We start from the raw sequence: 21,255 nt of genomic DNA, 5'->3' as shown, positions 1-21,255 counted from the left end.
CCTGGCAATGCTGCGTACTCGCTCTCTGGCTTTCAACTAAGCCTGTGAACTGAGTGGCCAATGGGATTGGCTGTAGGATCGATCGGTACGGACGCTACGAGCGAAGCTTGGCATCGAAATACTGCATCAAGCTTCTCACCAAATTGATCACGAGAAGCGCCTCATCATGGGCAATCAACTCTTCATTGGCGTGGGCGAGCGTGGCCCTGTTTCGAATAGGGTCAAGTTGCTCCAGCAAGGTCGCAGACGTGCTCAACACATTCTTCATGGCTGCCGGCTGGGCCGTCGGGCTACTGAAGCCTGGGTGTTGCTGGCGCAACACCTTCAAGTAGTAGACGATGCGCGGATCATTCGGAGCATCGGAGAGATCGAGATTTGCGACCCGGCACGCCGTTCTGAGGTAGCCGTGGAGCGCCGTATGCAAGCGGTCGACGGCGCTGGCCGGTCCGTGCGTCGATAAGAGCGTGGTTGCTTCTGCAAGGGCTTGCTGGACGATGTCGCTTGTGATGCTGGGCTCGGCCCCTTCGACAACAGCAACCTGTTGGCACCGCTTGGCCAAGGCCAAGAGTCGCTGGACCCCAGCTGCGGTCCTTTGGACCTCCGAGCCTGCTGGAAAGCGCCGGGCCACGCCTATGAGGATGGCGGCCTGGGAGCGAGGGTCGGCAACACTGAGGATCGAGATGAACTTCTTTCGAGTGGTGTGCTCGGCGACGGCATCGGCATCAATCGCCAAGTCGCAATAGCTCGCGTAGAACTCTCGGTGAGAGGCGTACGTAAAGTCGCCCAGATAGCCGCCTGATACGCCGATGTAGTTGCTGACGACCCAGTGGATCTCGCTTGCTTTAAGCCCCTCCATGGCTCCCCTTTGGTTTGCTAGTGGTGTGGCGGCCCTGTTTGGGGGCACTATAACTCCCATGTCCGCCGCCAGGGGGCGGTAGGGGTACGCGCGATGGAACGACTTCAAGGGGAGGCGGCCTCGTCCGCCCCGGAGAGTGGCTCGGTTCTGCGGGAAGCAGGGCCGCTGGTGGATAAGGTCAACCGCGCTCGCCTAGAGCTACTGGATCTGTCCACTCGAAACCGCCTGTTGAATACCCCTCGCACAGGTCGAGCGAAAACGGTCGAGGTCATCAACGAGCTGGCCAAGGTGATGTATCAAACCTTGGTCGTTGAGGGTAAGCGCTTTACCTTCATTCCCGGGCGCGCTGATCCGGCGCAGGCAGGCGAAGAGCTCCCCGAGCTTGAGGAGGGGATCGAGCTGGATGACATGATGTTGTCCGAAACCCCAGAGGATCCAGAGCTTCTGGCCCAGCCCGATCTCGAACTGGATGAGCACGGCCGAGTGGTCAGTCATTGGGACGCGCATCTGACGACGCGCCTGACCCCCGCCGGTTTGCAGAAGCGTCTGCTCGATCTCTATATCGATGCGCGTACTTTGCAGGAAGAGCAAGGCATCAATGTTCTTTACTTGGCGATCGGCTATCTGAAGTGGCGTGCCCCGAGCACGCCAAAAGTCGACCGCTACGCCCCCCTTGTGCTCGTCCCCGTGGCACTTGAGCGCAGCAACGCGGGCGAGAAGTTCCATCTGCGCTGGCAGGGCGATGATATCCAGGCAAACCTGTCGCTGCAGTTGTTCTTGCAGCGACAGTTTGAGTTGCGTTTGCCGGACATCAGTGATTTCGAATCACTCAGCATCGATGCCTATTTTGCGTCGATTGCAGCTTTGATTGAGGACAAGCCAGATTGGGCAATCGTGCCAAATGACGCGGTGCTTGGCCTATTCTCGTTTGCCAAGTTCATGATGTATCGCGACCTTGACCCGACGCTTTGGCAGGGGAGCGGCGGGCTTGAAGCCATCCCGATGTTGCGTGGCGTGGTTTCCGATGGCTTCCCAGGGGCCGCGTTGTCTGGCGAAGACCTGGACATCGATGGCGAGATCACACCCGAGCGCATGCGCCATGTAGTGGACTCCGACAGCTCCCAGTCGCTGGTCGTGCACGATGCAATAAACGGACACAGCATGGTGGTCCAGGGGCCGCCTGGCACCGGCAAATCCCAGACCATCGCGAATGTCATTGCAGGCGCCATCGCTGCAGGCAAGAGCGTCCTGTTCGTGGCGGAGAAGCTTGCGGCATTGGAGGTGGTCAAGCGTCGCCTTGATCAAGTAGGAATCGGCAAGGCGTGCTTGGAGCTCCACAGCAACAAGGCCAACAAGCGAACCCTGCTGGAAGATCTGCGTCTTACCTGGCAATTGGCGGGCTCCTCGCAGGAGCAGGCGGGCGCGATTGTGCAGCAACTTGCCGAGCGGCAGGCTGAGCTTAATGCTCATGCGCAGCGCGTGCACCGTGTGCTGCTGCCGGCCGCGCTGACCCCCTACGACGTCTTTGGCGAACTGGTACGCCTGCGCCGGGAGAGCTATTCCACCGACAATGTGGCCCTAGTGGATCCCTTGAAGTGGGCACCCCACGAGGTCGACCTGCGCCGCAAGCTCCTGATCGATATCGGCGAGCGTATCAAGCACATGGGCACGCCAGCGCATCATGCCTGGTCTGGCGTAGGCAATGACGTCCTCTTGCCCAACGAGGTTGATCGCCTGGTGAAAGAGGTCGGTGCACTGGCCGATCGCCTGGACGGCTGGCAGAGTGCGGCGACGCGCTTGCATGATGAACTGACGTTGCCGTCGCCCGACCGGTTTGGTGCATGCGCAGCAGCCGTCAGCGTGTGTGAGAACCTGCTTGCCGCGCCAGCGCTCGGCGCTGCCACCTTCGCGGACCCGGTATGGGAGCAGATCGATACGATCGAGGAGGCACTTGACTGCCTGATTCAAGCGCAGGAATTGAGAGGCTCGACTCAGGCGCTGATCAGTGATGCTGCGCGCGATCTGGATTGGACCAATGGCAATGCCACGCTTGCCCAGTTGCCTTCTTCGTTTGGGCTTGGGTCGGAGCTCGCGGTACTTGCCGGGGTGCATCGGGACCTGACGTCGCTAGCGCCCGATCTCGCGCGGTTGGGGCAGCTTGTCTCCGAACCTCCGGAGCCGACCTTGAACAGCGCGATGCGGCTGTTTGCCATCGCTGAGCGTGCCACCACCATCCCGCAGCTGGATCGCGACGCCCTTGTCGCACGGATCTGGGAGCGCGGAGTCGATACCGTCGAAGGCGTGGTCGAGTCGGTTGAGCGCGTGCAGGCTACGAGGAAGGATGTTGCCGGTATCTTCCGCGAAAGTGCCTGGTCGAAGGATCTGGAAGATGCACGCGGGCAGCTGGCCAGCCGCAGCGGAAGCTGGTTGCGCTTTTTGAGTGGGGAGTGGCGCAGCGCGAATCGCATGGTGCGGGCGCAGCTCTCCAATCCCAAGCTGCCTGGGGAGCAGATGCTGGTTGCGCTCGATCAGCTGCTAGATGGCCAGGCTGCATTGCAGCGCGTCCAGGAGAGCGACGCGCAAGGGACGGAAGCGTTCGGGTCGAACTGGGAGCGGGATCGGTCGAACCCCGCGTACATGCGCGGCGTGGTTGCATGGATGCGCACATTGCGACCCCTAGGTGCCGGCGTTCGCGAGCAGTTGGCTAACATCTCCGATCGTGCCCTCGCAGCAGAGCTGGCTGCCCGGCTGCGCCCCCAGGTTGAGCGGATCCAGAAAGCCCTGGCGCCCGTGCACGAGGCGCTCCTGGCGGAGGGAAAGAATCTTTGGGGCGAAGAGACCTCTCTCCCCAACGTGCCTTTGCCCCTCATCGGAACCCGCACAGCCCCCTTTGCGGCGTTATCGGATGCTGCCGCGCATCTGATCGGTAGCGATCAGCTCACGGTGGTCCAAGCCCGTGAGCGTATTGCGCTGCTTGAACAAGAGCAGGCAGCCCGCAGGCAGCTTGGTCGTATGGAGTCAATCGGGCAGGCGGCGTTCGGCCAGTTGTGGCGATCTGCCGAGTCCGAAGCCCCGGCACTTGGCGCGGCGCTGGCTTGGATGCATGCCAACGGTGCGCTGCGCCACCTGGCGGCATCCATTCACGACCCCGCTGGGAAGCGAGCGCAAGCGCAGGCGCGAACTGCCGAGGGTGGGGCGCTGGCGGGGGAGCTGGCAGCGCTTTTCGCCACACTGGCTTTCGCTGGCTCCCAGTCTGTAGATCCACAGCCTATGAAGGCCTCGGTGTCGGCCGCCAGGCAGCAGCTGCGTGCATGGGAGGCCGACCCAGAAGGGCTGCCACAGTGGGTCGCCTATCTAGCCAGGGTGAAGGTCGCTCAGCGGCAAGGGCTAGGTGGCTTCGTCGAGGCGCTTGGCCAAGGCGCGCTCGATCCGGAGCGTGCACGTGGGGCATTCGACTTGGCATACCTCGAGGCGGTGCTGGCCGCCATGGTGGCGCGTGATCGGGCCCTTGGCCACTTTGATGGCAAGCGTCAGACCGAGCTGGTCGAGAGCTTCAGCAAGCTTGATCGCGATCGCATCGATCTGGCCCGTCGCCAGGTGATCCAGGTGCATCGCGCAAACATTCCCCAGCGAGGTGGTGCGGCAGGCCCTACCGCCGTGCTGATGGGCGAGATGGCGAAGAAGAAGTCGCACCTGCCCATCCGGGTCCTTATGGAGCGAGCTGCGCCGGCGATCCAGGCGCTCAAGCCCGTCTTCATGATGAGCCCGTTGTCGGTGGCGCAGTTTCTGCCGCCAGGAGCCGTGGCGTTTGATCTGTTAGTGATCGACGAGGCCAGCCAGGTCCAGCCCATCGATGCACTGGGCGCTATCGCCAGGACGAAACAAATCGTTGTTGTCGGCGACGAGCGCCAACTGCCGCCCACTCGTTTCTTTGCCAAGGCACTGGGTGATGGCGGAGACCCGCAAGATAGCGATGGTGCACAAGCTGCTGATGTGGAGAGCATTTTGGGCCTGTGCCGGGCGAGAGGGCTGCCCGAACGCATGCTTCGCTGGCACTACCGCAGTCGCCACCAATCCCTGATCGCGGTCTCCAATCGTGAGTTCTACGACAACAAGCTTTTCATCGTTCCAAGCCCCTACACAGGGGAGGCCGGCGTGGGTTTGCGCTTCCACCACATCCCTGAGGCCGTCTACGATCGCGGCAATACCCGCACGAATCCTAAAGAAGCCAAGACGGTGGCCATGGCGGTGATCGCCCATGCTCTGATCACGCCGCACCTCACACTCGGAGTTGCCACCTTCTCGACCCAGCAACGTCGCGCGGTGTTCGATGAGATTGAGCTACTGCGGCGGCAGCACCCGGAGACGGAGGGCTTCTTCGCAGCGCACGCGCATGAACCTTTCTTCGTCAAGAGCCTCGAGAACATCCAGGGCGACGAGCGGGATGTGATCTTGATCTCCATCGGCTATGGGCGTGATGTCCATGGCAATGTCAGCATGAACTTCGGACCGGTGAGCAACGAGGGTGGCGAGCGGCGTCTCAATGTGCTGATCAGTCGGGCGAAGTCGCGCTGCGAGGTGTTCTCCTCCATCACGGACGAGGACATCGACTTGGAGCGCGGTCGCGGCAAGGGAACGGCAGCATTGAAGCTCTTCATGCATTACGCGCGCACGGGCCGAATGCAGATCATTGCCGAACAGGATCAGCAGAAGGAAGGCGTATTCGAGCAGGAGGTGGCCGCCGCTCTCAGGGCGAGGGGCTACGACCTGCACACGAATGTGGGCGTGGCCGGATTCTTCGTCGACATCGCAATCGCTGATCCCGAGAAGCCTGGTCGATACGTGTTGGGAATTGAGTGCGACGGTGGTTCATATCGCGACGCGAGGAGTGCGCGCGATCGGGATCGTCTGCGTGAGCAGGCGCTGTGCGACAAGGGCTGGAATGTGCACCGGATATGGAGTGCGGAATGGTTCCGCCGACCCTCCTCGGAGCTGGACGCGCTCGTGGCTGTGATCGAGGTCGCTAAGGCTGAGCCCGACCCGCTGGCAATGGAGTCGGTATCCCGGAGCCGGGCAGTTCCGGTGGACTTCGAAAGCACCGAACACGATGACTATGTGGAGGTTGGACTCGTAGCTGCAGAGACTTCGCCTGCACAGGCCTATGTGGAAGCCTCATTCGCGGTGCCTAGGCAACAGTATGAGCTTCACTTAGTGCCGGCAACGCGAATGGCCGCGATAGTTCGGGACGTCGTGCAAGTTGAAGGGCCGATCCATCGCACGGAAGTGGTGGCCCGCGTTCGCAAGCTTTGGGACTTGCAGCGGGCGGGCGGACGAATTCAGGCAGCGGTAGATGACGGAATCCATCTTGCTGTTCGAGAGGGTATGGTCGCTCGAGATGGTGAATTCCTGCTCTGGCGTGGTCGCGAAATCCCGGTTCGGGATCGAAGTGAGGTGATATCGACCACGCTGCGGAGGCCCGAATTGCTCCCGCCCATGGAGATCGATGTTGCTATCGGGAACCTGGTGAAGGAGAACCTGGGCGCGACGTTGGACGAGGTGTCGTTGCATGTGTCCAGGAGGCTGGGCTATCGCACCACGAGTGCTCAGCTGCGAGCGGTGCTGGTTGAGCGTGCGCAAGCGCTGACTGCGAAAGGCACTTTGGAGCTCCGCAATGGGGTCCTGGTGCTTTCGTCGCCAGGTTGAGCCCTTATTCCGCCTGCCGCCTGCCGCCTGCCGCCTGCCGCCGGAAGCGGGGCGTCGGCGTTTGGTGGACGACCAAGGAACTCGATTGCTCCCTGTGCGGAGACGGGCTTCAAGTCAACTGATCAGCGCATCGGCCGCAGCGGTGCCCGGATCAGAGACGGCCGCCGCGCCAGGCACAGGCGCGGCGGGCAGGCGGCAATGCATCGTTGCGCTCCGGAAGCGAGGATGTGGCGATTTTCGGCAAGGCATTGGACCGGTGCCAAGGACACCGTGTTTCAGTGTCAAGCATGCTCGAACAGCGTCCTTTTCGGCGCGGCCCGGTCATGACCGGCATGGACAACGACGGTTCCAGCGTCCGGTGCCGCCACGGTTGCGGCCGGCGCCATGAGCAGTCTTGCCTGCCTGCCGCAGCCACAATAACCTCAAGCAGACCACTTGCCACACGGACACTCGATGACGCGAGATGAATGGGACGGGGCCTGCGCTGCTGTGAGCGCGAGCATGATGGAGTACGTGGGGCGCTTTGTAACTCCTATCACCATGTCGGAAGAATTCGGCACTGGTGTTGCGTGGGGCAGTGGTACGTACGTGCAGGGGCGTGACGTAGCCTGGCTGTTGACGGCCGCCCACGTCGTTACGGACGTCCCCAGAGGTGGGCGCCTGGCACATCTGCCAGTGTGGGACGCCGATTACCATGCAGTGCTTGGGACGCCACAGTTGAAGGGGTATCCGATCGACGTGAGCGCCATTCCCATCGGATCCACGATCGACGTGGCGCCTCCTGCTAGTCGTATCGCCTTGCCGGAACTGATCGCGCCTGAGTTTCGTGCAGTTGACAAGGAGTTGCTGTTCTGGCGGGGATATCCCGGGTACCGGTCAGAACGAAGCGATCCTCTCCAAAAGAAGGACTTGATCACCTCGGCATTCGAACACATTCAGGTGCGATCACTGCCGATGGTCTCCCAGCGGATGCCAGATGAAGAAGTCGAACACAATGCCTTCGATCCGAACTATCACATCGGCGTTTGGTATCCGACTGTGGCCAAGCGTGCACATGACAATGAGGACGTACCCTTGCCCAATGCGAAAGGCATGAGCGGTAGCGCCCTCTGGGATACAAGATACGTGTGGGCCCTGCAGCACGGGTTGAACTGGCGCGCCGACATGGCAGAGATCTGCGGTGTCATCTGGGCATCACCCGACCTCAAGACCGTCTTGGCGACGAAGATCGAGCACGCTCGGACGCATCTTCCCGAAGCTTTCTAGTGGCGGTGTGAGTCGGCGATGCCGGTCAAAGCAGTGGCCGGAGGTCCGGCTATGAAGGGGCTAGCGAACGTCCCGCTTCGGATTTCGGCCAGAACCATCTTTCGGCGGCCAATCTCAAAGATGGGAGCTGACTTAGGGGGTAACAAGAACTAGAGATTCAGACATGGCAAAAGCGGTAACTACCGAAGATCAGATAATGAAGGAGCTCCCCAATGTAATCGCCTGGATGACGGCATTGGGACTGCCTGCCACCAATTCGCGATACGCGCGTTACGAGAACACATCAACAAGTTCTATCGTGACGGACACGACCCAATATCGGTCGAAGGTAGGCAGTTGTGGGGCAGGTTGACCCACGCTTACCGCGAGTGCATTGAGATCTTCCAAGTCTATAAATGCTTCGAGCACGTCAGGCATCCAAACTTCATCCTGACACTGTCGAAGGTGGTCTCGGGCGAAGATGTGCCCGACCTCGAGGTCGCGGGGGCCTCACGCAACTTCCTTTTCGAACTACTGGTAGCCGCCCGTTTCCACCTGGTGGGCTATTCCATCGACTTTGATGACACGAGCGATGTTTTGGCGAGGCGCGAAGGTGTAGTTGTCCGCGCCGAATGCAAGCGCCTTGTGTCGGAGAAGCAGCTGAGTAAGCGCATCAAGTATGCCGCCAAGCAGTTGGCAACGTCGATGGAGAGCGGCAACGACAAGGCGGTCGGCGTCTTGTTCATCGATGTGTCGAGTTGTGTCAGGTCCGGCGTAGGTCAGCTGGTCAAGTCCGGGAGTGACGCTGAAAACGAGATAAGAACGGCTGTAAGACGCTTCGTCGGCCGCAATGCACACCTGCTCGAAGACCTGAACCGAAGGTGGGTTGACGTCTCGTATGCGACCTGCGTGATGGGAACAGCGTCCATTTGGAGCCGCGACTTGGTGCTGCATAAAAGCAGTTCCATCGAAGTGCGAGTGGCGGAAGCTCTGAGCGACGAGAAGTACAAGCGCCTTCAGGAGGTTCTGGCCGGCTTCGACGATACCCTCACAAGGGTCTTCTAGTTGATTTTTCGTGGTCGACCGCGAAGGTCATGTCAAACCCCTCGGCGGGCCATGGGGTTCTCTGCCCTTGCCGGCCGCGACGGCTGCGTTGAGCCTGGCGTAGTAAACGATCGCTAAAGGGGCGGTAGGACTTAGGAAGCACAGCCGCTGCAGAGGGCCGAGCGGGCGTAGCACAAGATCCGAAACCATGTTTCCAGGGGCTGCCCTTTGCCGAGTGCGGAAACCGGTGTCGTCAGGCCGCAAGGCCGATGCCAAGGCCAGCTTCCGAGCCGAAGTGACCGCTTGAGAGGGCCTTGACCTGGTCCGCGTGCGCCGACTGGCGATTGTATGCGCCGACGAACGGTGGCCGCGGCCAAACCATCCCTTGCGTTCGCAAGATCGTAAGGGCCTTCGAGCTTGGGCAGCGATGCGCAATCTCGTAGCACCTTGGAGAGTCTCGCCATAGGGGGTGGCAGCGGAGACTGAGAACCATGGACCAACTACGCGCCACAGGCGGAGATGATCGGAGGAGTCGAGATGGCCAGGAAAGCCCCATTGAAGCCAGTCGCGCCTAAGGTGACAAAGAGGACTGTCGCACTGCAGATGCCGCGCACTGCGTTGTTTGTCGGCTCGTTTCATCGCATACCGGTCAAGCTCGGTTCTGGCTTGGCATTCGACGACCTCGAACTAATCGTCCCCGACGGGCCGAAGGGCGGACTCGTCTCTCCCTCGCGGGATCGGTCGTTCAATCCAGAACGGCCCCACTTCATGCTGCTGGTGGGCTTCGAGCCTGGGACGTACGCCATACATGTCAAGCACAAGCCTACGAACGCGATCGTCTGGTCCGGAAAGTTCGAGGTAGATGCGCTCTGGCGGGACACCAAGTCTGGCCCGCCACTATGGTTCACCGGTTCGAACGGTGGTTACGTCGCCGGCGCCGCATGGGGTGGTGGCGGTGCCGGACCGCAGAACGTGAATGTCCTGCCTGCGACCGGCACTCGTCGAATTGCCGTGCTGCTGGTGGACACGTCCGATCAGCGCTATTCGTCAGACGGCCCGACAGTGCAGGGATTTCTGGATCGCTGGATGGATGAGATCATCAACGGAGTCGTCGACGGTGGCGTCACACGCAGCGTTCGCGAGTACTTCCGGGAGGTTTCGTACGGCAACTTCGACATCTCGGCCCAGGTATTCGGCCCTGTCCAACTCCCAGGCGCCTGGAGCGACTACTTCGCGTTGGACTCAAACGGCAGCTGGGCACCGGCCGCCGGCTACTGGCAGGCATGCGTCACGGCCGGGGATGGGCTGATCGATTACACGCAGTTCGATACACTCGCCTGCATCTCGCAGCAAGTGGACGGTCCACCACAGCAGCGAGCTTGGCCTTATGCAAACGGTGGAATGTTCACCACCGCTGAAGGCAATCGGACGCTCGGCGTGATCTCCATGCCGAACGAGTGGGGAGCCGTCGGTAACCGCGAGATCTTCGACACGTTCTCTCACGAGCTCGGCCACAATCTCGGACTCGGAGATCAGTACGCGCCATCCGTAGCGGGGCGCAATCTCGGTTCGTGGGAAATGATGGACTGGGACGATCCGATGCCCCACTTCACAATTGCGCACCGACTCATGCTCGGGTGGGTTCAAGCTGGGTGGGTGCAATCCTTCGACTTCTCTTCGCTTGGTGGCACGGTAGACCAGACGATCACGCTGCATCCAATCGAGCTGGGTGCGCCGGCGGCTGGACGCCATACCGGCGTCGAAATTCGTATCGCCGATGGCTGGAACTACTATTTCGAGTATCGCCGAGGCCAAGCGACGCAGATTGGCGATCGCGCACTACCGGAAGACGGCGTCGTACTCGGCAGCGATGTCGTGTCACCACCATACACGCCGCCGTTCTCGCGCCCCGGATTGCTGCTGCTGCCACCAGATACAGACAGCCAAGGGGCAGCGCTTTCAAACGGCGAGGACTACCGGGAGACCGACTATTCGGATCCGACCTATCCCACGGACTTTCGGGTGGATGTGAGCGGGATTGATGCGAACAAGGCCGATCTTCGTATTCGCTACGGGGTGCTTTCGAAGCCAGATCCCTCGATACGGCCTTGGCCCGCAAGTCCCGATCGACAGTGGCAAAGCCCCGATATCGAAGTTCGCAATGCACGCAATCAAGCCGACGCTACGTGGTTCAACGTTCCGTGGGCTGGCAATGCGAACACGATTGTCGCCAAGGTCAAGAACAACGGAAACATGGCGGCACCGCAGGTCCGTGTGAACTTCTACGTCAAGAATTTCAACGTTGGCGGCGTACCGGAGGCATTTATTGGGACGGACGTTCGGGATATCGGGCCTGGCGCAACTGTTGAGTTCCAGACCAGCTGGGTTCCTCCCGGCGATGGCCACTACTGCGTCATTGTGCGGATACCGCTCTACAGCACGCCGGCTACGCCACCCGCTATTCCGACGGTGGAGATGACTGAGCTCAACAACATCGCGCAGTCCAACTACGACCGATTCATTTCCGCCACGTCGATTCCGTCACGGGAAACCACAGTCATAGAGGTAGGCAATCCATATCCAATTGCCACGCGGGTGTTCCTGCAACCCGGGCAAACGAATCCTGCTTACCGAGCCTATATCGACGCGACGTCCGTATGGCTAGATCCCGGCGAAACAAAGAAAGTTACGCTAATGTTTGAGTTCGCACCCGACAATCTCACGAACAAGGTCTACCCGCGCCCGATGCTAGGGCAGGTGCGTCAAAGTATGCGCGCGCCGAATCGGGTCGGCGTCCTAGCTCGGATCGAGGATCCGAACGACTCGCCGCGACACAAGATTGACGTGCTTGGCGGTGCGGAAGCCCAGATCGTCACGGGCAAGTCCACTCGTTTCGGGCGGTTCAATGCCGGACGCGGCACAGCTAGAGGGCTTGTTGTCACCCTTGAAGGAAAGGCGCCGGTGCCCGGCCGCGTCATCGTGCGATCGAGCCGAAAGCAGCGCAAATCAGGGGAATCGAAGGGCATGCTCTATCACTACCAGGCCGTGAAGCTGAAAGCCGGTGCGTTCTCGGCTGAGATCCCTGCCGACGCGATCGCCGTGGACGCCTACTACGTACCGGCGCTTGGGTACGCCGACTGCTGGAGCAAAACGGTGAAGGTCGCCGGTGCAAAGAGCGCCGGTCGGGGTGTCAAGGGACGTACGAGCTTAGACCGGAACACCACGTCGCTCCGGAGTTCGAGATGACTTCGATGGTGCGATCCGAAGCGATCAGCAGTGGGGTCAAATCGCCCGCCTACTAGCACACGTGCCAGAGCTATGACCTTCACCCGGATGACGTAGCGTGTCTGCCGCTCCATCAAGGTCGCGATCTGTGGGAGGAGGAGCTAATAGTTGCTCCAACGAGCTAATAGACGATCCAATTCCGAACCTGGAAGGCCGGGTTTGGAGTGATTAGAAACCGGCCGGAAGGCAGCCGCTGGGTCTTAAGTTCCAGAAGGTCTAAGGCGATTGCATGGGTCAATTTGGCCCGGCAATGCGATCGGCGAATCGCTCTGATCGATCGTGCCTCGGGATATGGCGGAAGCCATGCCGGAAAGATTACTTTCGATCAAGAGCCGTCTAAGCAGCATCGGCCAACTAGCGTCGCTTCCAGCTTAGGCGGCCGGTCATCTCAGAAAGCAACTCGTCTTCGTCGTTATCTACAATCTCGCGCCGGTCGGTTCTAGATATCCGCTCAAAGGTCAGGAGCGAGTGTGCCTGGCTCCATGCCGGTGCACAGAGTGCTTCCTCATGGCAAACATAGTCGAGCGCTGCATCGCTCGCGCTCCAGTCTGATCCATCGAGTTCGGCACGGCCGCGTGTGACGTTTGCTGCGTACGCGATGGCAGCGGCCGACTCAGTGGGCAGCATTCCATAATCAACAAATATCCTAGCGTCGCGCAGGGCGGATGAAGCCAGAACATGATGGACCTTTCCACGTTCTGAGTAGACGTAGGCCACGAGCTCCTTGGAGTTCCGCACGTAGCTTGACGCGATGCACTGCTTCGAAGCCTGGAACGTGTCGCTCAGATCGAACAGAAGATCAACAGAGAAGGCGGACTCGGCGACGAGGGGCCGGATCAAGTGCGAGGGCACGAGACATTCGGCGGCGAATACATCGCAGATGCGCTCTTCGGCCGGGCGGCCTGAAAAGCGCTCGAGTTCGCTCGAAGGAAGACCTGGGCTGTGCTTCGATGGAAGTTGCAGCACGTTGTGTGCAAGCTCGTGGAGCGCGGTGAAGCGACGGCGGTACGGATCATCGTTCTTGTTGACGATGATGTAGGTGGTCCCGCCTTTGGTCAGGGTGTTGCCTGCCTCTCCAGGCTGAAGCCGGTCAGATTCCTTGAACACCATGCCGTGCGCTGCGATCAGCGCCTGGACGTCTACCGGAGGAGTCTGGATTGCTGCTATCAGCTTCCGCGCGCGACCGATCGCGACCAACTCTTCCATGCTGTGGCCCAGCCAGCTCCTAGATGTCCCTCACGAACTCTATCAGGCGTATCCAACTCGCCTCATCTGTCGGCCTGTTGCCCCGCATGCTCATCGTGGCCACAGGTTCGATTTCGCTTATTGAGAACTCGGGGCAATCTCGCGCTATACGGTAGAGATGATCGTCTAGGTCGGTCTTGAGGAGGAGGAGTGCGATTTCCCACTCCCGCGGACTGGGTTCGAGGGCCCTCGCCAGTTTGTCGAGAGTTTCCTCCGAGGGCGCATCACGGTCGCCCTTCTCAAGTCGCCAGATGTAGACGTGGTTCAGATCCCCGGCTCGCTTCTCTAACTCCCTGAGACTGAAGCCTTTTTTCTCTCTAAGCTCGGCAATGTAGGTCCCGAAATCCACTCTCTCTCCTGGGGGGTTGTATGTCGTCGGCGCGAAGTATAGGCTGTTGCCTGAGCTTGAAACACCGTCTGCGTCGCACAAAGCGGCTTTTTTTAACGACGAGGTGTTGCCTGGCTCGGTAACGGCACCGCCTCCGGGCGGTTTTTCTAGACCCCAGGCGTTGCCTGGAATTGAAACGAGACGCCCATATGAGCAAAAACACTACAGGTCTTCGCCCCGGACAGTCAGCTCCTCGTTCCGGCCAGTACCAGATCAACGGCCCTCGTGGCGGACAGGGGCCCGAGCGGACCGTTGTCCGTGGGGAACCGCTGCCTCCGACACCCAGCCGCGGTTCGACCTACACCTTGGTCGACCCGACTAAGACCAAGTGAGGCATCGGCGTCGCGACCAGTGCGACGGTCATCAGCTTCAATCTGATCGCGACGCCCTCCCATCAGCCGGCAGAGGAACACATGAACAATCTCGTGAACTTCACGTCTCCCCTGGCGGAGACACTCGACGCTTTGCTGGCTGACATCGCCATCCGTGTCCAGCTCAGCGAGACCAACTATCAGAAGGCCGTGGAACGGTACCGCGCCGTCGGCGAACATATCGAGCGGGACGGCAGCCCTCTGCATGACCGTGTCCAGCTGTTCCATCCCCAAGGCTCGATGGCGATCGGCGCAACGATTTCTTCGAAGCTCGAGAACGATGAGTTCGACATCGATCTGATCGCGGTTCTGGATTTTCCTGCGGACACTCCGCCGCACAAGATGCTGGACATCTTGGAGCAGGCGATCCGAGGAGAGCCCGGCTCTCGCTATTACAGCAAGACCAATCGATGCACTCGGTGCATTCAAGTCCTATATGCCGACGGCATGCATCTGGACGTAACGCCGATGGTGCGTATCCCGGAGCTCCAGGAGAAGTGCGGCTACATCTTTCACGCACCCGAGCGCTACGCGACCCTTGAGGACAGGAGGATCATCGCGAACCCCTGGGGCTTCGCGAAGCACTTCATCGCACAAACGCCGGCGGACCATTCGTTCGAGGCGGCGTTCATCGCGCGGGCCAGGGCATACGAGGCCTCCCTTCTCGTTGCTGAGGCAGAAGTCGAGCCGGTCCCAGATCAGGAGCCGATCCATGCCAAGTCCATGGCGGTGATCAGCCTGCAGCTCATGAAGCGTTTCCGTAACGTTCGTTACGACCAACGAGACGGGCGTTGTCCCCCATCGGTGATGATGGCGAAGGTGGTCGCTGACAATGCAGGGCGGACGGCGACCCTGTCAGAGGAACTGATCTTCCAGGCATCGCAGCTTCGCGATCTCCTTGCCGCCGCGCAGCGGGACGGACGGGTTCTGGAGGTGCGCAACCCCACCTGTCATCCGGACCTCTTCACGGATCGCTGGCCCGGTCAGATCTCCGCCCAGCGCGTGTTCCTCAACGACTTGATCCTGTTCGTCGAGAGGCTCGAATCCCTGCAGGGGGAGTGTGATCTTGCCAGGATGCAGACTACGTTGGCCGAACTGTTCGGCGAGAAGGCCACCTTGGCGGCGGTGAAGCACCTAACCCAAGGCATCGGCGATCGAATCGTCGAAGGACGCTCCCTGCATGTGCCCGGGGGCGGACGCATCGTGCTTCCGACGCCGGCCGCCGCCGCGCTTGGTGCCATTTCCGCGGCACCTGCGATCGCTCGTGCGACGCCGAGGCACACCCACTTCGGGAGCACCAAACGCCGATGATGTCGATGACCGAGCAGATCACACGGATGCGGCAGCTCTATCCGGCGTTCCGCGTCGTCTTCAACGGCGGTTGGCATGTCGTGTGGGAGGGGCCGCTGCGTCCCCTTGCCCAGACCTATGTCGTTCGTGTGGAAAGGGTGGAACGTCGAACCATCGGCAATCTCAAGATACAAAGGACGTACGGCGAGAACGTGACGCTGGTATCACCGGAACTGGAGCTGTCGTCCGCCGCCGCGCCCGGGGAAGACACTCCTCACCTCTACTGGAACGAGCGCGATCCCCGCAAGTCGCGGCTGTGCTTGTTCGATCCGGCAACCGACGAATGGACCTCTGACATGGCGATCGCGGAAACGACCATTCCCTGGGCCATCGACTGGCTCGCAAGCTACGAAGGCTGGCGTGCTACAGGGGAGTGGACTGGGGGCGGACGGCATCCGGAAATTCCGAAGTGAGTGATCAGCCCATTGAACCGAGATCGAAGGCGGCGCTGCCGCACCGACGGGTTCAGCAGCCATGGCCCGAGAAGCGTGAATTCAAGGTCCTCTCAATCGATGGCGGAGGCATCAAGGGAATCTTTCCCGCACTGTTCCTCGCCGAGATCGAGGAGCGCTGCCTGGGCGGCAAGTCGGTGGCTGAACACTTTGATCTCATAACCGGCACTTCGACCGGCGGCATCATCGCGTTGGCTCTGTCGATAGGAATGCCAGCGCGCCAGATCGCAAATCTCTACATTGAACACGGAAGCGAGATCTTTCCCGCGCCGCGCTACGGTTGGCTTGGACGGAAATGGCAGTGGGGGCGGGACTTCGCCCGCAATCGATATGATCGGGCAACCCTCTCTGGCCTCTTGGTTACTGCGTTTGGCGATCGCACATTTGGAGAGGCGAAGAGCCGCCTTTGCATCCCGTCGTGTGATGGCCGATTCGGCGACGTGTACGTTTTCAAGACGCCGCATCATCCGGACTTCAAGAAGGATCGCCACGAGCTAATGACGACGGTGGCCATGGCGACAGCTGCAGCGCCGACGTTCTTCCGTCCCTTGGATTCAGGTGGCTACCGGTTCGTCGACGGTGGGATCTGGGCCAACAACCCAATTATGGTGGGCGTTGTGGATGCGCTAAGTTGTTTCGACCTTGACCGCCACAAGGTCCGCGTCCTCAGCTTAGGATGCGGCGAAGAGTTGTTCACGGTATCGAACGACATGGTGACGTGGGGAGGTCTCATTTCATGGAGAAAGGTCATCAATGGTGCCATTTCCTTTCAATCTCAGAATGCGCTAGGGCAGGCGGGCTTGCTTATCGGCGCCGAGCGCATCTCGAGAATTATTCCGGAAACATTTGGCCCGCCAATTGAGTTGGATGATTGGCAAAGGGCGAGATCGATCTTGCCCGGAGCGGCACTATCCTCATTCGAGAACAACAGAACGGCGATACAGACGTCATTTCTCTCAGACAGACCTGAGTGCTGTTAGGTGAGCGCGTGAGCTTCCACGCGGATATGCACCGCCGCCCTACATTGGCGTCGCAAGCTCCAGAAAGCGGCAGAATGCATTGGACAGTTGCATCTGGCGAGGCGTCCTGCATGTGGCCTCGAAAACTGAGGGTGACGCCACCAGAACACATAGGCACTTGGCGCGTGATGTCGCGACATTCAGCCGATTGAGGCTGTACAAGAACTCCATGCCTCGTGGCGCGTCGCCATGGCTCGATGTCGTCATGGAGTAGATGGCAATTGGCGCCTCCTGTCCCTGGAACTTGTCCACCGTACCTACCCGCGCCTCTGGTAGGAGATCCTTGATCTCATATACCTGCGCGTTGTACGGGGCAATAATGAGGATGTCCTGAAGGGTTACGGCGTGCTCGATGCCGTGCTTATCGATCCAGGTCGATCCAGAGTTAAGGGTCTGCTCCACCAGTGCCCGGACCGCCTCGGCTTCTTCAGGGGACGCGTTCTGGTTCCCGGTGGATGGGACCGCTAGGTACCGCAGGCCTGCTCCGGCGCATCGGCTTTGTGAACGAATGACCTGGTTTTCCAGGCCGGGTCTCGGGTGCAGGCGGCCGCCATAGAATGCCTCTGAGGTGTACTGGCAGATCTGGGGATGGAGACGCCACGTCTCTTCGAGGAAAAGCCCTCGCTCCGCCGGGATGGTTTGGTCCTCACCCAGGACGTGGTGCAAGGCAGAGACATCCGTGCCCTCTGGGTGTGAGCCTTGCACCGGCTGGTCGAGCTGCTGAGGATCGCCAAGCAACACAACACTGGTGGCGGCCTGGGAAATGGCGAGCACGTTTGCCAATGACATCTGTGCGGCTTCGTCCACAAACAGGACATCCACACATTGCATTGCATCGGGCGATGACCAGAACCAGGCCGTGGCCCCTGCCACGTTTGCATCCCCGCCGATGGCTGCCAGTAGTTCGGGATTACCCTCGGCGAAGCATAGGCGGTGTTGATCTGGCTCGGCCTCGGCTGCCTTCTGGATGCACCGAACATCGACGCCCCGCTCATCTCCTGCGCGGACCGCCTCGTTCAGGAGGTTGCGGATGACCTTGTGGCTGTTGGCGCAAACGCCCACAGTCTTACCTGCAGCGACAAGGTCGCAGATCATTCGAGCGCCGGTGTAGGTTTTTCCAGCGCCAGGCGGGCCTTGGATGGGGAAGAACCCTCCGGCCAGGACCAGGGACACGCGGAGAGCGGCATCGATTGGTGGCTCCCCCTCAGCCTGGACGGGTTGGCCGCCCAAACGCGGTGCCAGACGCACCAGCAGATCTCGCGCCGCCATGTAGGTGCCTTCGCCGCCAATCCCATGCACGGCGACGTACTCACCAAGCCTCACCAGGGATTCGGCGAGCACTGCCGTTTTGATGACAGTGTGTGAGAACACGGCCTCTGGATGAATCTCCCTGCTGTCCTGGCGCTTCTTGATATCGATCCAGCCCTCCTCCAGCGAGATAGCGTTGACCGAACCGAATTGCTCGCCGCCGGCCCGACGCAGATCTTCGCGACCGCGCAGCTCCGTTTCCTGAGGTGGAAACCGATAACGATGGATCGGCGCACGAACCGTGCCTCCTTGCGGTCCGGCAAACGTAAGTCCTGACAGGCCTGCCCGCTCGTCCGTGAGGTCGTCCGCCGAGAGCGCAGATAGGCGGAAATACTCCCACCACTGCGCCTTCTGCTCGCGACGGTGCCAATCGAGCGTGTGTGCGAGGATCCACCGCGCATGCTGCTCCTGGGTGCGCTCTATCACCTCGATGGGGACGTCCTGCGTCAGTCGCTGCACAAGGGCGGCAACCCTTTGCTGCCACTCGGTCAGGCCTTCGCTGAGGGCGGCCTCATTGGGTTCAGGACGAGGCACCTCAGTGCCGCCGGCGATGAGTTCCGTGCGCCGTTGCTCAAGCCAGTCCCGCAGCCTCAAGGTCGAGACGCAATCGTCCCGGTTGTATCCGGCCACAACAGCCCGCGTGGGCTCATCGATGAGGTCGATGTCGTCGAGCTCAAGCCCCGCCTGAACTTTGATCAGTGCTGTGTTTGCTTCGGAGAGTGGGACCTGCCGTGTAAACCCATAAAGGGGCTCCAGACGCTTGATCGAGTAGCTCTCTACGCTGGCGCGTAGGCTGTTGCGAACCACCCCATACAGGTCGACGAAACGACCTGAACGCAGCAAGGCGTCAATCTCTTCCTCCCGGCTCGCATACCGTCCCATCATGCGTTTGAGAGCCGCTGGCTCGTAAGGAGCAAAGTGGTAGATATGCAGGTCCGGGTAGCTCTGCAGTCGTCCAATGGCGAAGTCGACGAATCTCTCAAACGCTTGCTTCTCCTGCACCCTCGAGAAGGCCCAGTCTGACGTCTGCACGACAGTGCCATCGGCATCGAGGCAGCAGTAACCGAACAGGTACTCCCGACCACCTTCGTCGGCGAATGGGTCACCTTCGAGATCTAGAAAGATGTCGCCGCGCGAAGGGTTTGGGAGAAGAGCTCGCAATAGCAGATGCGACGTGGGCGCGGGATGGTCAGTTGCTTGTTGGTGGCTACGCCCTAGCTGGTGGTATAGGTGCAGGTCTTGCCCTTGCTGGGCCGGTAACCAGTGCAATCATCGCCAACCCATACGGCGCCGGTGTGTTCGCCGCCGATGTGATCGGAGGAGAAGCGCTAGGGTTGGGCAGTTATGGTGTCGCTGCCTATGGCGGAGTCAAGCTCACTTCGGTGGTGGTGGATGAGTTGGATGACGTAGCGAAGATTGCGAGTCGGTGGGAGGGCGATGCTGCACGAGTTGCCAACGGTGAATTGGATGATGTTGCAAGACTTGCAGGTAGAGAGCTAGAGGACGTAGCCAGAGGGGCAAGAGCGAACGTCATCCCGGTTCCACGAGTGGACGTCTCGGATGCTTTTGAAGTTACGGCTGGTGGAACTTATAAGTACTTGAACCCGCTGAAGGGCCGAAATGCACACGGACTTGTAGCGAACGTAACCAAGGAAGGAACATTGCAATTCGAAATTGCGGCCCTTGGTAACAGAGAGAAACTTGGTACCGGGACGGATATGTTTGCCTCACTAATGACCCGCCTCAATCGAGATGGAGTAAAGGTCAACGCTATCCAGGGAAGTTGGTTACCAGGCAGCTCAAACTTTAAGGTGTATCAAAGTGCGCTGGCTGAGGGTTATTCTCCAGTGCAAGCTGCCCTGAAGACGTTTACAGGTAAGATGGCTGTGCACTATGGATACAGCGTACCTACGCCGACCCGTGCTGGAGCCACTGTAGAGTTCATTTTTAAACGGCCATGACAATGAAGATTCGCGAGCGAATACTAGAAGGATCTGCGCCATCGGATGTGCTGGAAGAGATTTGCGCAAGTGGATTGTCCCTTGAGCAAGCAGCAGACGCTTTCGTTCAGGAATTTCCGGAGGTGACTGCCCCAATTCATAGTTATCTTTGGAAGCTTGGTTCAGATTTGTATAACATCGACCGGAACAATGTCGACGCGTTAAATGATCTAATCCTCACGGAGTTAAGGGGGGGCGGTCTATCCATTGCATCACGGAAGAGTACCCCGGGTTCCGGGCCACAACCCGGGACGTGATCAGTAGGAGACAGGGGCCACCATTTCGCCGCCGAGGTCAAAGACACGAATGCTTTTCTCCCGCTTGTCCGGGCGTGGGGCCTTCGCTGATGCGCCGACTCTCGTGGTGTTCTTGATGCGAGGCGGGTCACCGCCTCCGTCACCCTTCAGGATCTAGCGGTTCGCGCTGCCCGCGTATGTGTGGTGCGCTCAACACTTGTTCGGTTCAGCGGCGCCGCGTCGTTCTACCTCGAGCGCAGCGACTACGACCTGCGCGGCAACAAGATCCGCGACTGGAGTCCGCAGACGCTTGGCGGCCCCAGCAATGGCGTCAGCAAGGCTTATAGCTATGACGCCAACGGTCGCCTGACCGAGTCGCGCGGGTATTACTCCAGAACCGACACCTACTCGTGGGTCAACTGGGAGCACGCCCCCCAGGTGCTGGACCGCAGCGGCTGGCTGTACAGCTATGAGGGCTACACCTACGACAAGGACGGTAACACCCTCAGCCAGGTCAGCAAGCTGCGCGATGCCAACACCGACTGGCGGGCGATCGTGGACGACGAGGCCATCAACGGTCCCGACCACTACGACGAGCAGCACACCAACCTGGAGGTGCTGGGCTGGCGGACCACCATCAGCTACACCCCCTACGACAACCTGGGGCGGATGACCGGCTACAGCTACACCAGCCGCGACATCGGCAACAGCACCCACACGTTCGTGATGGCCTACACCGGCTGGGAAAGCTAC

At 60.3% G+C, this 21,255-nt stretch carries 13 protein-coding genes; 9 read left to right on the top strand and 4 right to left on the bottom strand.

All coding sequences use genetic code 11. From position 1 onward, the window contains the following. Nucleotides 1-94 precede the first annotated feature (94 nt). Nucleotides 95-856, bottom strand: coding sequence for an abortive infection family protein (locus AC3A3X_RS03355; RefSeq protein WP_487581644.1), 762 nt, complete (start codon nucleotides 854-856; stop codon nucleotides 95-97). Nucleotides 857-949: 93 nt separating this feature from the next. Here AC3A3X_RS03355 and AC3A3X_RS03350 point away from each other — a divergent pair, with 93 nt between their 5' ends. From AC3A3X_RS03350 to AC3A3X_RS03335, 4 genes are all read left to right on the top strand, one after another. Further along, nucleotides 950-6,559 carry a DUF3320 domain-containing protein gene (locus tag AC3A3X_RS03350; protein ID WP_487581643.1) on the top strand — a complete coding sequence of 1,870 codons (5,610 nt, stop codon included), beginning with the start codon at nucleotides 950-952 and terminating at the stop codon, nucleotides 6,557-6,559. 453 nt (nucleotides 6,560-7,012) lie between these two features. Beyond that, complete coding sequence (locus tag AC3A3X_RS03345; protein ID WP_487581642.1) at nucleotides 7,013-7,825, top strand: hypothetical protein; 813 nt, start codon at nucleotides 7,013-7,015, stop codon at nucleotides 7,823-7,825. Between the two features lie 348 nt (nucleotides 7,826-8,173). After that, the gene (locus AC3A3X_RS03340) at nucleotides 8,174-8,869 is read left to right on the top strand and encodes a hypothetical protein (protein WP_487581641.1); all 696 of its coding nucleotides are present in this window, start codon (nucleotides 8,174-8,176) and stop codon (nucleotides 8,867-8,869) included. 516 nt (nucleotides 8,870-9,385) lie between these two features. After that, a complete protein-coding gene (locus AC3A3X_RS03335) occupies nucleotides 9,386-12,094 on the top strand; it encodes a CARDB domain-containing protein (RefSeq protein WP_487581640.1) in 2,709 nt (902 codons plus the stop codon). A 393-nt stretch (nucleotides 12,095-12,487) separates the two neighbouring features. Here the strand turns inward: AC3A3X_RS03335 and AC3A3X_RS03330 are convergent, their stop codons facing one another. Together AC3A3X_RS03330 and AC3A3X_RS03325 are read right to left on the bottom strand one after the other, a co-directional pair. Continuing rightward, nucleotides 12,488-13,339, bottom strand: coding sequence for an ImmA/IrrE family metallo-endopeptidase (locus AC3A3X_RS03330; RefSeq protein WP_487581639.1), 852 nt, complete (start codon nucleotides 13,337-13,339; stop codon nucleotides 12,488-12,490). Nucleotides 13,340-13,358: 19 nt separating this feature from the next. Further along, complete coding sequence (locus AC3A3X_RS03325) at nucleotides 13,359-13,727, bottom strand: helix-turn-helix domain-containing protein (protein WP_487581638.1); 369 nt, start codon at nucleotides 13,725-13,727, stop codon at nucleotides 13,359-13,361. A gap of 452 nt (nucleotides 13,728-14,179) precedes the next feature. Between AC3A3X_RS03325 and AC3A3X_RS03320 the strand changes: the two genes are divergently transcribed. From AC3A3X_RS03320 to AC3A3X_RS03310, 3 genes are read left to right on the top strand one after another with little or no spacing between them, the layout of a single operon-like run. After that, a complete protein-coding gene (locus AC3A3X_RS03320; RefSeq protein WP_487581637.1) occupies nucleotides 14,180-15,448 on the top strand; it encodes a nucleotidyltransferase domain-containing protein in 1,269 nt (422 codons plus the stop codon). A 5-nt stretch (nucleotides 15,449-15,453) separates the two neighbouring features. Continuing rightward, nucleotides 15,454-15,900, top strand: coding sequence for a type II CBASS E2 protein (locus tag AC3A3X_RS03315; RefSeq protein WP_487581636.1), 447 nt, complete (start codon nucleotides 15,454-15,456; stop codon nucleotides 15,898-15,900). Beyond that, the gene (locus AC3A3X_RS03310) at nucleotides 15,897-16,919 is read left to right on the top strand and encodes a CBASS cGAMP-activated phospholipase (RefSeq protein ID WP_487581635.1); all 1,023 of its coding nucleotides are present in this window, start codon (nucleotides 15,897-15,899) and stop codon (nucleotides 16,917-16,919) included. Before AC3A3X_RS03315 ends, AC3A3X_RS03310 begins: the two co-directional genes overlap by 4 nt. Before the next feature lie 39 nt (nucleotides 16,920-16,958). On the opposite strand, the gene AC3A3X_RS03305 is transcribed toward AC3A3X_RS03310, so the two are convergent. After that, the gene (locus AC3A3X_RS03305) at nucleotides 16,959-19,427 is read right to left on the bottom strand and encodes a TM0106 family RecB-like putative nuclease (RefSeq protein ID WP_487581634.1); all 2,469 of its coding nucleotides are present in this window, start codon (nucleotides 19,425-19,427) and stop codon (nucleotides 16,959-16,961) included. Between the two features lie 32 nt (nucleotides 19,428-19,459). Here AC3A3X_RS03305 and AC3A3X_RS03300 point away from each other — a divergent pair, with 32 nt between their 5' ends. Together AC3A3X_RS03300 and AC3A3X_RS03295 are read left to right on the top strand one after the other, a co-directional pair. Next, a complete protein-coding gene (locus tag AC3A3X_RS03300) occupies nucleotides 19,460-20,227 on the top strand; it encodes a hypothetical protein (RefSeq protein ID WP_487581633.1) in 768 nt (255 codons plus the stop codon). Nucleotides 20,228-20,706: 479 nt separating this feature from the next. Further along, nucleotides 20,707-21,255 (top strand): hypothetical protein (locus tag AC3A3X_RS03295; RefSeq protein WP_487581632.1); only part of this gene is annotated, 549 nt, incomplete at its 3' end.

This window comes from Lysobacter sp. Soil_N_23 (assembly GCF_057656135.1).
The sequence above is the reverse complement of the archived record's forward strand: the minus strand, read 5'-3'. Positions and strand labels throughout refer to the sequence as shown.

Coding starts and splice junctions, on each gene's coding strand:
- AC3A3X_RS03330 (WP_487581639.1), bottom strand. CDS start 13,339: ATGGAAGAGTTGGTCGCGATCGGTCGCGCGCGGAAGCTGATAGCAGCA.
- AC3A3X_RS03315 (WP_487581636.1), top strand. CDS start 15,454: ATGACCGAGCAGATCACACGGATGCGGCAGCTCTATCCGGCGTTCCGC.
- AC3A3X_RS03345 (WP_487581642.1), top strand. CDS start 7,013: ATGACGCGAGATGAATGGGACGGGGCCTGCGCTGCTGTGAGCGCGAGC.
- AC3A3X_RS03355 (WP_487581644.1), bottom strand. CDS start 856: ATGGAGGGGCTTAAAGCAAGCGAGATCCACTGGGTCGTCAGCAACTAC.
- AC3A3X_RS03335 (WP_487581640.1), top strand. CDS start 9,386: ATGGCCAGGAAAGCCCCATTGAAGCCAGTCGCGCCTAAGGTGACAAAG.
- AC3A3X_RS03320 (WP_487581637.1), top strand. CDS start 14,180: ATGAACAATCTCGTGAACTTCACGTCTCCCCTGGCGGAGACACTCGAC.
- AC3A3X_RS03350 (WP_487581643.1), top strand. CDS start 950: ATGGAACGACTTCAAGGGGAGGCGGCCTCGTCCGCCCCGGAGAGTGGC.